The sequence below is a fragment of the Flavobacterium limnosediminis JC2902 genome, from assembly GCF_000498535.1.
GTDB classification, from domain to species: domain Bacteria; phylum Bacteroidota; class Bacteroidia; order Flavobacteriales; family Flavobacteriaceae; genus Flavobacterium; species Flavobacterium limnosediminis.
The window spans coordinates 167,929-182,864 of record NZ_AVGG01000003.1; the positions used below are offsets into that span (position 1 = coordinate 167,929).

13 protein-coding genes are annotated in these 14,936 nt (G+C 40.9%); 4 read left to right on the forward strand and 9 right to left on the reverse strand.

Translation table 11 applies throughout. The features are described 5' to 3' along the window. Positions 1-190 precede the first annotated feature (190 nt). The 9 genes from mgtE to FLJC2902T_RS05360 form a co-directional block, all read right to left on the reverse strand. Positions 191-1,543 carry a magnesium transporter gene (mgtE, locus tag FLJC2902T_RS05320; protein WP_035677357.1) on the reverse strand — a complete coding sequence of 451 codons (1,353 nt, stop codon included), beginning with the start codon at positions 1,541-1,543 and terminating at the stop codon, positions 191-193. Further along, positions 1,533-2,312 (reverse strand): 16S rRNA (adenine(1518)-N(6)/adenine(1519)-N(6))-dimethyltransferase RsmA, encoded by a 780-nt coding sequence (rsmA, locus tag FLJC2902T_RS05325; RefSeq protein WP_023578749.1) that lies wholly within the window; start codon positions 2,310-2,312, stop codon positions 1,533-1,535. The genes mgtE and rsmA overlap by 11 nt, the downstream gene beginning before the upstream one ends. 172 nt (positions 2,313-2,484) lie before the next feature. Beyond that, on the reverse strand, positions 2,485-2,796 hold the full coding sequence (locus FLJC2902T_RS05330; protein WP_035677359.1) for a DUF4286 family protein: 312 nt from the start codon (positions 2,794-2,796) through the stop codon (positions 2,485-2,487). Between the two features lie 134 nt (positions 2,797-2,930). After that, positions 2,931-4,709 carry a tetratricopeptide repeat protein gene (locus FLJC2902T_RS05335; protein WP_023578751.1) on the reverse strand — a complete coding sequence of 593 codons (1,779 nt, stop codon included), beginning with the start codon at positions 4,707-4,709 and terminating at the stop codon, positions 2,931-2,933. 208 nt (positions 4,710-4,917) lie between these two features. Continuing rightward, a complete protein-coding gene (locus FLJC2902T_RS05340; RefSeq protein ID WP_023578752.1) occupies positions 4,918-5,199 on the reverse strand; it encodes a F0F1 ATP synthase subunit epsilon in 282 nt (93 codons plus the stop codon). A gap of 70 nt (positions 5,200-5,269) precedes the next feature. Then, complete coding sequence (gene atpD, locus FLJC2902T_RS05345; RefSeq protein WP_023578753.1) at positions 5,270-6,781, reverse strand: F0F1 ATP synthase subunit beta; 1,512 nt, start codon at positions 6,779-6,781, stop codon at positions 5,270-5,272. A gap of 150 nt (positions 6,782-6,931) precedes the next feature. Beyond that, complete coding sequence (glmS, locus tag FLJC2902T_RS05350; protein ID WP_023578754.1) at positions 6,932-8,779, reverse strand: glutamine--fructose-6-phosphate transaminase (isomerizing); 1,848 nt, start codon at positions 8,777-8,779, stop codon at positions 6,932-6,934. A 2-nt stretch (positions 8,780-8,781) separates the two neighbouring features. Next, complete coding sequence (locus FLJC2902T_RS15735) at positions 8,782-10,482, reverse strand: DUF4270 domain-containing protein (RefSeq protein WP_023578755.1); 1,701 nt, start codon at positions 10,480-10,482, stop codon at positions 8,782-8,784. A 21-nt stretch (positions 10,483-10,503) separates the two neighbouring features. After that, the gene (locus FLJC2902T_RS05360; protein ID WP_023578756.1) at positions 10,504-11,310 is read right to left on the reverse strand and encodes a glycogen/starch synthase; all 807 of its coding nucleotides are present in this window, start codon (positions 11,308-11,310) and stop codon (positions 10,504-10,506) included. A gap of 108 nt (positions 11,311-11,418) precedes the next feature. Here FLJC2902T_RS05360 and panC point away from each other — a divergent pair, with 108 nt between their 5' ends. Genes panC through FLJC2902T_RS05380 form a run of 4 tightly spaced genes read left to right on the forward strand, consistent with a single transcriptional unit; the run spans position 11,419 to position 14,935 of the window. Then, the gene (panC, locus tag FLJC2902T_RS05365) at positions 11,419-12,267 is read left to right on the forward strand and encodes a pantoate--beta-alanine ligase (RefSeq protein WP_023578757.1); all 849 of its coding nucleotides are present in this window, start codon (positions 11,419-11,421) and stop codon (positions 12,265-12,267) included. A 14-nt stretch (positions 12,268-12,281) separates the two neighbouring features. Then, the gene (gene panD, locus FLJC2902T_RS05370; protein WP_023578758.1) at positions 12,282-12,632 is read left to right on the forward strand and encodes an aspartate 1-decarboxylase; all 351 of its coding nucleotides are present in this window, start codon (positions 12,282-12,284) and stop codon (positions 12,630-12,632) included. Between the two features lie 2 nt (positions 12,633-12,634). After that, complete coding sequence (locus tag FLJC2902T_RS05375) at positions 12,635-13,597, forward strand: lysylphosphatidylglycerol synthase transmembrane domain-containing protein (RefSeq protein WP_023578759.1); 963 nt, start codon at positions 12,635-12,637, stop codon at positions 13,595-13,597. Positions 13,598-13,645: 48 nt separating this feature from the next. Then, on the forward strand, positions 13,646-14,935 hold the full coding sequence (locus FLJC2902T_RS05380; RefSeq protein ID WP_035677361.1) for an alpha/beta hydrolase: 1,290 nt from the start codon (positions 13,646-13,648) through the stop codon (positions 14,933-14,935). The last annotated feature ends 1 nt before the right edge of the window (position 14,936 follow it).

Sequence of the window (14,936 nt, forward strand, 5' to 3'; positions counted from 1 at the left end):
TTTTTGCAGATTTTCAGGTACTGGATGGGTCACAGCAAATACAAAAACGGTTTTCTTACCAGCCCTGATGGGAGTGGCATCTTTTACACCTGACAGTCACGCCTTGGCGTGACTGTCAGGTGTAAAAATAGAACGGACAGCAGGAACATGGATTGCAAAGAAACCCAAGCCATTCGCTTCAAAAAAAAAACTAAAACCCTAAGATGACTCTGGCGATATTTAAGTAAATTAAAATCCCGAGAATATCGTTACTGGTGGTAATAAAGGGTCCGGTCGCCAATGCGGGGTCGATACCGTATTTGTTCAGGACTATGGGAATAAAGGTTCCGATCAGGGAAGCAGTGATGATTACCGTAATTAAGGCAATGGCAACAACTTCACCAATAGCAAACTCAAAGCCCAACAAAAAATGACTGCCTAAAAACAAAATGACTGCCAAAATAAAACCATTAAGCAAACTCAGGGAAAGTTCTTTAAGCAAACGCTGCGCTAAGGTTCCGGTAATGGCATTGTTCGCCAGACCCTGTACGATAATCGCCGAGGATTGCACGCCCACATTTCCGGCCATCGCGGCAATAAGCGGAGTAAAGAAAAACAGTTTGCCGTGTTCTTTCATGACGGCTTCAAAAAGCCCCATTACATGAACGGTGACAAAACCACCAAACAAAGCCAAAACCAACCACGGCAAACGCGCACGGGTGAGTTCGAGGATGCTGTCATCCGCTTCCACGTCCTGCGAGATACCGGCTGCTAACTGGTAATCCTTGTCGGCTTCTTCCTTGATTACGTCGATAATATCATCAATGGTGATACGGCCCACCAATCGGCCCATTTCGTCCACCACGGGAATGGCTTCCAAGTCGTATTTCTGCATGATACGGGCTACTTCCACATCGGGAGTATCCACTTTCACGTAATCTACTTTTTTGATGTAAACTTCACTGATGGGAGTTTTGGTAGAGGTAGTCAGTAAGTCTTTCAACGATAAACGGCCTTTTAGGCGGTCTTCGTCATCCACCACATAAATGGAGTGCACGCGGGTTACGTGCTCGGCCTGCTGACGCATTTCCTTTACGCAGGTGAGTACGTTCCAGTTTACGTTGACTTTCACCAACTCTTTTCCCATCAAACCTCCGGCGGTATCTTCGTCGTAACGCAACAAATCGACAATGTCTTTGGCGTGTTCAACGTCTTCCAGCTCGGAGATAACCTCTTCCATTTTGGACTGCGGAAGTTCGGCGATAATGTCGGCCGCGTCATCGGTATCCAACTCATCGAGCTCTTCGGCAATTTCTTTGGCTGAAAGGCGGCGTAAGATATTTTCCCTTAAATCGTCTTCCAGTTCCAGCAGGATTTCCGCCGTTTTCTCGGAATCCAGCACTTTGAAAATATAGGTAGCTTCGTCGAAATCCAGTTCGTCAAGGATTTCGGCAATATCAGCATGGTGCAGGTCATTCAGCAATACTTCCAGTTGCTGGTCGTTTTTACTTTGAATGAGTTGCTCTAATTGTTGAATTAGGTCTTTGCTGATTTTAAACTCCATCGGCTCCTATTTTTATGGTAAGTTCTATAAATTGTTCCACCGAAAGTTGTTCCGGACGGAGGTCAAAGATACTATCTAATCTTAAATTATCCGACAGGTTCATCGATTTTAAGCTGTTACGCATGGTTTTTCTGCGCTGATTGAAGGATGTTTTTACCACGGTGAACAGTAATTTTTCATCACAAGGCAATTTGTAGTTTTCCTTACGGATCATGCGCATCACACCGGACTTCACTTTTGGTGGTGGTGTAAACACGTGTTCATCTACAGTGAAAAGGTACTCCACATCGTAAAAGGCCTGTGCCAATACGGATAGAATCCCATAAACCTTGCTTCCTTTTTTAGAACAGATACGCTCAGCCACTTCTTTTTGGAACATACCTGAAAATTCCGGAATCTGGTCACGCAGTTCCAGTGTTCTGAACACGATTTGGGTTGAAATATTATACGGGAAGTTTCCGATGATGGCGAACGGCTCGTCGTTAAAAACTTCTTTGATATTGTATTTTAAAAAATCTTTAGAGATGATTTTTCCGTGCAGTTTCGGGTAGTGCGCATCGAGATAGGCCACCGATTCGGTATCGATTTCGATGACATAGGTATCGACGGGCTTTTCCAGTAAGTATTTGGTAAGCACTCCCATTCCCGGACCGATTTCCAATACGTTTTTATAACCCTGCAATGTCAAAGCATCGGCTATGTTTTTGGCAATGCTTTCGTCGTTAAGGAAATGCTGCCCAAGGTGTTTTTTTGCTGTTACTTTATCCATTGTTTAGATTGCTTAGATTGTTAGACTTCTTAGATTGCTAAATTTTTAGACTGACTTAGACTTCTTAGAAAATTAGATTATTAGACATCTTAGACTAGGGCTATTTAAAAACAGCATTAATCCAAAAAAATCTAAGTAGTCTAAATCAGTCTAAAAATCTAAAAAGTCTGACTTAATATTCTGAAATCAGTTCCAATTCGGTGCGGAAAGCCAGCATTTTATCGCCAAAAAGACGTAATCCTTCTTCACGAAGTCTTGGTGCGTCTTCCTGGTAATAACGTTCTAAGGTTTCCTTGGAATCGGTGGTGTACTGAATGGAATAGGTTACTCCACCCATTTCTTCTTCTATCAATACTTTTACCAAACGCGCCGAGGTGAATTTCCCGGTATTTAAAACGTCTTGAATGTGTTTTTCCTGCATCCATTGCATCCACTGTTCGTGCACGCTTTCGTGTATATTTATGGTTACGTTGTAGATTATCATTTTTAGATTGTTAGATTATTAGACTGACTTAGATTATTAGACTGACTTAGATTATTACTATTTAAAATTTTCTGCTTCTTCTGAAAGTTCTGAAAATCTAACTTTCCAAGATGTCTAACCTTCTAAAATGTCTATCATAAATTCGTATCGCCCCGCAGCTTCCTGTAATTTGTTCGGGCATCAACAAAATGAATACTGTCCTGATGGTTGAAAATCACTTTTTCGTAAAGTGCTTTTGCCTTTTCGGCATCCTGCAAATTCTTGCGGTAGATTTCTGCCGAGTAAAACAGGGCTTCATCGGTATAGACACTTTCTTTATGGTTATCCAGAATCTGTTGATAGAATGTCAGTGCCTGCGCATAATCGTTTTGCTTCTCATACAATTGTCCGACCCGCAGCAGGGTTTCGTCTTCCACACCCTGACCTTTGTGCTGTTCCAAAATACTTTTAAAAGCGTTCAGCGCTTCGGTGTTTTTGTTCTGATAAAGCAGGAAGTCGGCGCGTGAAAATTTCTTTAAGGCTACCTGCGTACTGTCTTCCACAGTATTATCACTGATCAACAGAAATAATTCCAAAGCGTCATTCGCAATCAATTGGGAGGAGGACGATTTCAATACCTTAAACTGTTTCTGTGCCCAATCGAAATCTCCTTTGAAATAACTCGCTTTGGCCATTTTTAAACTGGCCTGGTGTCCGATTTCATCGTTTTTCAGATCGTCTTCAATCTGAGCGTAATAGATAATTGCCTGATTGAATTTTTCATCTAACAATAAGATATCAGCCAATTCGTCTTTCACTTCCGCTTTCTGATAATTGTTCAGCGGCAATTCCAAAGCTTTACTCAATGTAAGTTTTGCCGGTTCAAATTGCTTTAAATAGAAGGCATCAAAATGAGCAGACTGGATTTGCAATTGCAGGGAATAGGGAGAAATACCATATTTCTTCAATAACAGATTGAGTTTTTCTTTTAGTGTCGGATAGTCTTTAGCCGAAGCTTTCTCAATTTCCATTGCCAACAACTGATGATGCGCTTCCATCTGCAATTCCAGATCTTGGGTGTTTTCGAGAATGAAATTCAATATTTCGGTGGCGGTTTCCGTTTCGTCTTCCTGAATGGCGAGTTTGGCCAGGTTGATAATCGTAAAGAAATTATCCGGTTCGCGTTTGAAAATCGCTTTCTCCTGCATGAACGCTTTGCCATACTCCTTTTGCTGTACAAAATACCAACTCAGAAACCGGTTCCAGAAAATATCCTGTGTTTTTTGGGTTCGGATAAGCAGGGCTTTTTTCAGATAGGCGTTGAAACTTTCGCTGGCGTCTTCGGTTATGAAACGCGTTAGCTGGTTTTGCACCATCGGCAGGTTCAGCGGATTGGAAAAGGCAAAATCGAGCAACTTGTCGGTCATCAGTTCCATATTCCCCAATTGTCCCTGCAACAAGGCCAGTTGGTAATCAAAATTTAAATTCGGATTGGCAGTTTTCCCGATTTCGTAGGCCTGAATAGCTTTCTCTACCAACACCTTTTGTTCGAAAGCATAGGCAATACCGTAGACATTGTTTGGATTTTCCTTTATTTTTTCCAGGGCAATGGTGTAATTCTTATCCGCTTTCTCCTGATTCTTCTGCAACTGATAATTGTACCCCAACTCGACATAGAGGTTGTCCAGTTTCATTTTCTCAATACGGTTTTGAATCAGTTTTTCGGCTTTATCGTATTGCTTTAATTGCTGGTAGCAGGCAATTGTCTTTTGCAAAACCGCATAATTGAAGGGTTGGACTTTTAAAACATCTTCGTAAACCACGATGGCTTTTTCGAATTCGCCACGGTCAAAATAATTCTGCGCCAACTGTTCGTTTTGCGAAAAAACGGTTAGCGAAAAGAAGAGCAGTATGTAAACGAAGTTGATTTTCATCTGTATTAATAAGCTATAAATTTAAACATTGAATTTGTATTAAAAGCATATTCCTTTGTTAATTTACAGTTGGAGCGCCGCAGAACCATCATCGGAAAGATTCAAATCCGTTACCAGTTGCCGCCTATTATAAAAAAAGTCCCGATTTCTCGAGACTTTTTCCTTTTATTTTATTGCGTACAGTTCGCTACGCTCGGATCCAATTGTCTTAGTCGGCTAAAACAATTACTTTATTGTCATTCATTTCAATCGTTCCCGATGAAACAGGCAACCAGTAGGTTTGCTCATTAATCTTGTTGAACTTGCTTACAAACTCTTTAGCAATCTTAATGTTGGAACCAACTATTTTCACGTTACCTTTTCCTAACAACGACACGATTGGCGCGTGGTTGTTCAGCATCTGAAACTCGCCGTTTACTCCCGGAACCGCTACCGAGGTAACTTCTCCTGAAAATAAAGTAGCTTCTGGTGATACAATTTCTACAATCATTTTTGTTTAGTTTACAGTCTCAGTTTACAGTCTCAGTTCTGAATACTGCGACTGATAACTGAATACTAAATTATGCTTCCGCTAACATTTTTTGTCCCGCTTCGATAGCATCTTCGATGGTACCTTTCAAGTTGAACGCTGCCTCAGGTAAGTGGTCTAACTCACCGTCGATAATCATGTTAAATCCTTTGATAGTATCTTTAATATCAACCAATACACCCGGAATACCTGTAAACTGCTCTGCTACGTGGAACGGCTGAGACAAGAAACGTTGTACACGACGTGCTCTTGATACGGATAATTTATCTTCTTCAGACAACTCTTCCATACCTAAGATCGCGATGATATCCTGTAATTGTTTGTATTTCTGCAAAATCTCTTTTACTCTTTGTGCACAGTTGTAGTGCTCATCTCCTAAGATTTGAGGTGTAAGGATACGAGAAGTAGAATCCAATGGATCTACTGCAGGGTAAATACCTAACTCAGCAATTTTACGAGACAATACTGTTGTTGCATCCAAGTGCGCAAACGTTGTTGCCGGCGCCGGATCCGTTAAGTCATCCGCAGGTACGTAAACCGCCTGTACCGATGTAATGGAACCTTTTTTAGTTGATGTAATACGCTCTTGCATCGCACCCATCTCAGTAGCCAATGTTGGTTGGTAACCTACCGCAGATGGCATACGTCCTAATAACGCGGATACCTCAGAACCTGCTTGTGTAAAACGGAAGATGTTATCAACGAAGAATAATACATCTTTTCCTTGTCCTTCACCAGCTCCGTCACGGAAATACTCAGCGATAGAAAGACCTGATAAAGCTACACGAGCACGAGCTCCAGGTGGCTCATTCATCTGACCGAACACGAAAGTCGCTTTCGAATCTCTCATTCCTAATTTATCAACTTTAGACAAATCCCATCCTCCATTTTCCATAGAGTGCATGAAATCTTCTCCGTATTTGATAATACCTGACTCTAACATCTCACGAAGCAAGTCATTTCCTTCACGTGTTCTTTCACCTACTCCTGCGAATACGGAAAGTCCACCGTGACCTTTTGCAATATTGTTGATCAGCTCCTGAATCAATACCGTTTTACCTACACCGGCACCGCCGAACAATCCAATTTTACCTCCTTTTGCATAAGGCTCAATCAAATCGATTACTTTAATCCCTGTGAATAAAACTTCTGATGAAGTTGATAAATCTTCGAATTTTGGAGCCTGACGGTGAATTGGCAAACCATTCTCACCTTCTTTTGGCAAATCTCCAAGACCATCAATAGCGTCTCCGATTACATTAAATAAACGACCATAGATATCTTTACCGATTGGCATTTGAATTGGATTACCAGTTGAAAGTACTTCAGTACCTCTACTTAAACCATCCGTTGAATCCATTGAAATAGTACGAACTGTATCTTCACCAATGTGAGACTGCACTTCAAGTACTAATTTTGAACCATCTTTTTTAATGATTTCTAATGAATCATAAATCTTTGGAAGTTCGGCATTTTGCGTGTTGAAAACCACGTCAACTACCGGTCCGATAATCTGTGCAACTTTTCCTGTAACTTTAGACATTGCTTATGTATTTATTAAACAGCTATTTACGTTTCTTGAAAAAACCTCTTTTTTCAGAGCGCAAAGATAGTTTTTTATCTGCTAAAAAAGAAAATTAAATTTTGAATTTTTTTAAATAAAAAAGCGGACCGTTAAAATCCGCTTTAAATATTATTCCACAGTAACCGATTTTGCTAGGTTTCTGGGCTGATCGACATTACATTCGCGCATCACCGCAATGTGATACGAAAGCAATTGTAATGGGATGGTCGTTAACAACGGCGTTAAAGCCTCAGACGTATCCGGAATTTCAATTACATGATCCGCCAACGCACGCACCTGAGTATCACCTTTGGTTACCACCGCGATGATTTTTCCGCTTCGCGCTTTGATTTCCTGAATATTACTCACCACTTTATCGTAATGATTTTGTTTTGGCGCAATCACCACTATCGGCATGTGCTCGTCAATTAGGGCAATTGGCCCGTGTTTCATTTCGGCAGCCGGATAACCCTCTGCATGTATATAGGATATCTCTTTTAATTTCAAAGCACCTTCAAGCGCCACCGGGAAGTTATAACCACGTCCTAAATACAAACAGTTAGGCGCATCTTTATAAATTCCTGCAATGGTTTTTGCCACTTCATTGGTCTGTAATGCCTCTTCCACTTTTTCCGGAATCAACTCCAATTCCAATAAATAACGCTGATAATCGGAATTATTCATCGTTCCTTTAGCCTTAGCCAAACGAAGTGCTATCATGGTCAACACAGTAATCTGAGTCGTAAATGCTTTTGTGGAAGCCACTCCGATTTCCGGTCCGGCATGCGTATAGGCTCCGGCATGTGTTTCACGCGAAATAGACGAACCCACCACATTACACACTCCGAAAACAAATGCTCCTTTTTCCTTAGCCAACTTAATCGCCGCCAAAGTGTCTGCCGTTTCTCCCGATTGTGAGACAGCAATTACCACATCATCAGGGTAGATGATCGGATTTCGGTATCTGAATTCGGATGCATACTCCACTTCAACAGGGATACGTGCAAACTCTTCAATAACATATTCTGCCACTAATCCGGCATGCCATGATGTACCACAGGCAATGATCAGGATTCGATTCGCATTGGTGAATTTCTCAAGATTATCTTCCACCCCTGCCATCTGAACAATTCCTTTATCGGCATGAAGACGACCACGGTATGTATCCTTAATCACACTCGGTTGCTCGTAAATTTCCTTCAACATGAAATGATCGTAACCCCCTTTTTCAATCTGCTCCAGATTCATCTGAAGTTGCTGAATGTTCGGATTAACTAAAGCATTGTCTTTGATTTTACGAACTTTCATAGGCTTGTTCAAACGAACGATTGCCATCTCTTCATCCTCAAGATAAATAGCATTGGTTGTATATTCAATAAAAGGAGAAGCATCGGATGCGATAAAATATTCACCTTCACCGATTCCGATAGCCAATGGACTTCCTAAACGCGCCACAACAATTTCGTTCGGTGATTTTGTATCCATAACCGCAATGGCATAAGCCCCGATTACCTGATTTAAAGCCACCTGAACAGCTTTCCCTAATTTTAAATTATCCTTTTTCTGTACTTCTTCAATCAAGTTTACCAACACTTCGGTATCGGTATCCGAATGAAAAACATAACCGCGGTTGATTAACTCTTTCTTAAGCGGCTCATAATTTTCAATAATTCCGTTATGGATAATCACCAATTCTCCGGAATTCGAAAAATGAGGATGTGAGTTAACATCATTCGGCACACCATGCGTGGCCCAACGTGTATGCCCCATACCCATCGTTCCTTTTAACGATAACTCTTTTTCAGCTTTGGCTTCCAGATCAGAAACTTTTCCTTTCGTTTTGGAAAGGTTAAATATTCCATCTTCACTCAAAACCAAACCAGCACTGTCATACCCACGGTATTCCAATCTTTTTAATCCTTTAATGATTACAGGATATGCCTCTCTGTAACCTATATATCCAACTATTCCACACATAATTAGTCAGGTTTTGTATAGTAAATCTCTAATTTAAGTCTTTTTGTCGGGTCCTCACTAGTAGGACTGTATAAAATCGTTCCAAGAGGATTGATTACCGATGAAAGCGGAATCATTGCACTAGGCTGCTGTCCGCTTGCAGGTTTGAGATACGCATTGGTTGTTAAATTTATACTTTCAGAAACCGCTATCCCCAATCTGTAGTTCGTCGAATCCTTGTGTTTAATTACATTTTTTAAATACTCGGTAATTCTGATTTTATATTTAACCATATCCCCATTGGCATCTTTTTCAATAATTCCACCAAATCCTCTTTTGTTGTATTTAGGATTGGCACTGTTAGTGGAACCATCGGCCAAATAATCCAAAATAGGCTTTTTGTTTTTGTAATCATACAGATAAATTCTGTTCGGCGCCAATTCCTCTGTATTAGGATTACCATCTGACCTCATCGAGGTTTTATCAATATAAAATGTCAGATTGGCCTCATTGATCATCCAACCACTGGCACGTAACACTTCCAAATCTTCCGGAACATTGTCTAAATCCGACACGTCGTCCGCACCGAAAAGATCAACATAAGCCATCGACCCGTTTCCTCCTTTTAAATGAATTCTGTTTGGATTCGAAGGCAAGCTATAGCTGGTATCAAAGAAATTAATGCAATTCCCTCCCAGTTTAAGCTGCAGAGTCCTCTTTAATCGTATTTCTGTAGCCGTTGGCGAACTGAGAACATTATCTGTGTTATAAGTTATCCTTATGTAGCCTTTGGAAAAATCCAACGACGCCATGGCACCTTGTCCCGCAATGGCTTCTACCTGAAAATACAACCCTCGGAAATAATTCTTAAACGTATTATTGTTCGCAAGCTGGTCTGCCGGCGCCTTTAATATCCTCTCCGCGAAATACGCTTTGTTAAGATTCAACCAGATTCCGGGAGCGAAACGTTCCTGAACTACCCGGTCTCCAATATCACCCTGATCCGTCAAAACCACTCCAGATGCGTCCACATACTCTCCTTCACCATTCGTTTTATAAATAATCCGCTCTTCATCATTGAAGAAAAACTCATCGTTTTCAGCCAACGAACCATTATTCAACGGCAATCCGTTAACCATCGATGCAGGATTATCAATAGCGGTAGCCCCGCGCTTATTCACTTCAACTTTATCTTTATCATCTGAATAATGTCGTTGTGTACCATTGGTATTATTAGGATTGTAATTCCCTAAATAATAACCATTCTCATATACTTTCAACTTAAACTTCTGATCTTCCAAATCCGCACCGTTTTCATCTCCACTAATGGAATCCAGCTCGTACTGACGTATGCCATCAGCATCTGTTCCGGTTTGGGTACTAAAAAAAGGCACATAAACCCATACCGAGTCAACTACAGGATTAGAATTCACGATAACATTTGAAACCGGCAATTCTGCCTGTGTTACAAAATGAGAAGTAGTTGAACCTAAATCTGTAACCGGGTTATTATAGACTCCAAGCGAATTCAGAGGCAAATTATTGGTTTGTACCGGACCTGTTGGAAAATTATAAGCAGTGACTTCCTGCTCCGTTTTTGTAAAATCAAAATAATCCTCACCGACTATGTCAGATCCGATGGTATTAAAATCTTTATCACAAGAAGCAAAGAAAATAACGGAAACCAACAACAGAAACCTCTTAACCAAAGCTATTTTATTCATTTTTTTATCTAAATCAATTTATTATAAAACCTGCGTTTTGTAGAAATTAGTATATACTTCCGCAAATTTTTCTTTCGGCACGAAAGGTAAAAAAGGTTTGTCTGAATTTTCTATAAATTTTGTTAAACTTGGCGACACTTCTTCAGAAGCAATAATGACCGCATCCGAATGCATAATGGACGCTTTCATGATGTTTTCAAAATTCGGCACTGCCAAATCACTTACCTGGTCTTCCGGCACATTGTCGAAAGTCACTTTTTTAAGCATTTCCATATCCAACGTTCCGTCAAAAGACTGGCTGTAAACAGAAGTTACGATTTTAGTATCAGCAAAAAGCGCCTCGTTTTTGTAGAAATGCTTCATGTACACTGGCAACATGGCCGCCATCCAACCATGAACATGGATAATATCCGGCACCCAGTTTAATTTCTTAACGGTTTCCACCACTCCTTTTGCGAAGAAAATGGCGCGCTCGTCATTATCGGGATACATTACGCCTTCTTCGTCCGTAAACGTGGCTTTGCGTTTGAAATATTCGTCGTTGTCAATAAAATAAACCTGAATGCGTTCTTTCGGAATCGAAGCAACTTTAATAATCAGAGGCATGTCCATATCATTCACCACCAAATTCATTCCCGACAACCGAATCACCTCATGCAATTGATGTCTGCGCTCATTAATATTTCCGTATCTCGGCATGAAAATGCGTATTTGCCCTCCCTGATCGTTAATCATTTTCGGCACGTCATACGACATTAAAGAAACCTCATTTTCAGCCAAGTAAGGCACTACTTCAGATGATACATACAATATCCTCTTATCCTCCATCTGTATTTTATTTTTAAAAATTGGGTACAAAAAACATGCAAAATTACAAAAATTTATGCAGTTATTTGACAAAATAGTAAGTTTGCAGTCAATTTAAACACGAAGAAAATGTTAATCTTCAATAAAAAAGCAGATTTAACGGCACATTTAACAGCAGTTCGCTCTCAAAAAACCAAAATCGGCTTTGTTCCCACCATGGGTGCTTTACATCAGGGTCACCTGTCACTGATAAAAGAATCCACGAAGCACAATGCAATTACGGTTGTGAGTATTTTTGTGAATCCGACACAGTTTAACAATGCGGAAGATCTGACCAATTATCCGCGTACGCTGGAACGCGATGTAGAGAAAATCAGCACCCTTTCGGATGAAATCGTTATCTACGCTCCCGCCGTGGAGGACATTTACGAAGGCGACACCAAATCGACTGCCTTTGATTACGACGGATTGGAATTTCAGATGGAAGGCGCGCACCGACCGGGACATTTTGATGGCGTAGGCACCATCGTAAAAAAACTGTTTGAAATAGTTACCCCCACCAATGCCTATTTTGGGGAAAAAGATTTTCAGCAATTGCAGATTATAAAAAAGATGACCGAAAAACATAAGCTTCCGGTAACCATTCACGGCTGCCCGATACATCGTGAACCCAACGGCCTGGCTATGAGTTCCCGTAACGAAAGGCTTTCCGAAGAAGCGCGAAACGAAGCGGCCCTCATCTACAAAACCTTAAAAGCAGCCAAAATAAAATTCGGAAAACAAACCGCAAAAGAAGTCATCGCTTTTGTAACCAAGGAATTCGAAAAATCCCCGAACTTCCAGCTGGAGTATTTTGAGATTGCCGATGAAGCCACTTTATTACCCTGCAAAAGGAAAAGCAAAACCGGAAAATACCGAGGCTTTATCGCTGTTTTCATAAACAACATCAGATTAATAGATAATATTTCACTAAATTGATATAACTTTGCACTATGCAAATTCACGTTGTTAAATCCAAGATTCACCGCGTAAAGGTGACTGGAGCCGATTTAAACTACATCGGCAGTATTACTATTGACGAAGCTTTAATGGAAGCTTCCAACATTTATGAAGGCGAAAAAGTATCCATTGTAAACCTGAATAATGGGGAACGCTTGGAGACTTACGCAATTACCGGACCAAGAAATACCGGTGAGATAACCCTGAACGGACCGGCCGCACGAAAAGTCCACAAAGGTGATATTATCATCATTATTGCCTATGGAATCTTAACCTGCGAAGAAGCCAAAGATTTTAAACCGGCTTTGGTGTTCCCTAACGAACATGATAATTCACTGACATAAACTTGAACGAGAAAATCAAAAAATCGATCAGTATCGGACTCCCGCTTTTGTTGGGAGTTTTTTTGGTTTTTTACACTTACAACAAGTTTACCGACCAGCAGTTGGAAGAAATGAAAGGCTATTTTAAAAATGCCAACTATAGCTTCATCGCTATTTCATCTTTCTTTTCCATCGTAAGTCTGGCTGCCCGAGGCTATCGTTGGCGCTACAGCCTGGAGCACATGGGCTATCTTTCCAGTTTCCCGAATAATTTTTCCGCAGTCTGCATCGGATACCTAATGAACTATACGGTTCCCCGTTCAGGCGAAGTATCTCGTGCTCTGGTACTGAAAAAATACAATGACATCCCCTTTGACAAAGCTTTCGGAACCATTATCGCCGAAAGGGTAATCGATTTATTCATACTTATCGGATTCATCCTTACCGCCCTCATTTTACAATTTAACCAACTGAAATCATTTCTGGAAACAATTATTCCGGTGGAAAAATTAGTATACGTAGGCTTCATCGGCATATTGGGATTCCTGTTCACTGTCCTGCTTTTCATTTACTCAAACTGGAAACCAATACTCTTCATCAAGGAAAAAATCGCCGGTTTGGCAGAAGGCCTTTTTAGCGCCTTTAAAATGCCTCATCGCGTTCCGTTTATGGTTCTTACGGCAGTTATCTGGATTTCCTACGTGCTGACTTTTTATTCCGCCATATTCGCATTACCCGAAACCACTAACATCGGTTTTGGTGTAATCGTCACTGCTTTCGTGGTAGGAAGCCTTGCCGTAACGTTTACCAATGGTGGTTTTGGCGCTTTCCCGTTGATGATTGCACAGATCCTGGTACTTTACAACATTCCGGAAACAGCAGGAACCGCTTTCGGATGGATTTTGTGGACCTCACAAACCGCTTTGGTAGTGCTTTTGGGCGGACTTTCGTTTTTACTTTTACCTGTATTCAATCCGAAAAAATAATTTACTATATTGCTGTTCTTTTTTAACAGTTAAATACAGATAAGTTATATGAAACTAAAATTGCTCCTACTCTTCACGTTTTTAACAGGTTCTTTGTTCGCACAACGCTTTGATGAACCGTTTGAATCACAAAAACTGGGTGTAGCACGCGACATCAGCATCATCCTTCCACCTTCTTACGAATCCGCAAAAGATAAAAAATATCCTGTTTTCGTAGTTTTAGACAGCGAGTTTTTACTTGACCCGGTATTGGGTACCATGAAATACGGTGCCTATTGGGATGATCTTCCGGAAGTGATTATCGTGGGTATCGGCCAGAATAAATCGAATGAACGTGAATACGACTCACAGTTTGACGAAGACGGACTCCCGACTGAACAGGCTGCAAAATTCTTCGAATTCATCGGTATTGAATTGCTGCCGTACATCGAAAAGAAATTCCGAGTAGCACCTTTCCGAATGATTGCCGGTCACGATTTAACCGCTGGTTTCCTGAACGCATACCTGTATAAAGACAATCCTGTTTTCAATGCTTATCTATGTTTAAGCCCTGAATTGCCAGCCGAAATGGAAACACGTATTCCGGAACGACTTAAAATTGCCCAAAAACCCATTTTCTTTTATCTGGCTACAGCCGATGGCGATTTGAAACCGATGAGAGACCGCATCAAGATATTGGACGAAGGCGCCAAGGCTGTAAAAAATGATTTTGTGAAATACACTTTCGACGATTTTAAAAACACCGGTCATTATGCCTTGGTACCACCAGCCATTAACAGTGCCATTACAGCCATTTTTGACGGTTACCAACCCATTTCGATGAATGAATTTCAGGAAAAACTGGGCAAACTGGAAAAAGGACACACACAATATCTTGTTGACAAATACACCAACATCCAAAAGAAATTAGGCTATATGCCAAAGATTCGTCTTACCGATTTTAAGGCCATCGAAGCAGCTATCATGAAGAACAAAAATTACGAAGACTTACTGCCTCTTTCGGAATTAGCGAAGAAAAACTACCCTAAAACCATGTTGAGCGAATACCACAAAGCCATGTATTACGACAATATGGGAGAACCGGCCAAAGCACAAAAAGCATTTATGACGGCCTTCGGTTTATCACCGATTCGTGATCTGACGAAAGACATGATGCTGGAACGTGCCGACGCCATTAAAGGGCAACTGAAAAAAGGAAAAGACCGCAAAAATGAAGCAACGGAGGAACAACCAACGGATGCTCCAGCAGAAACACCAACAGAAACACCAACAGAAACACCAACGGAAACACCAACGGAAACACCGACTGAAACCCCAACAGAAGAACCCAAACAATAAT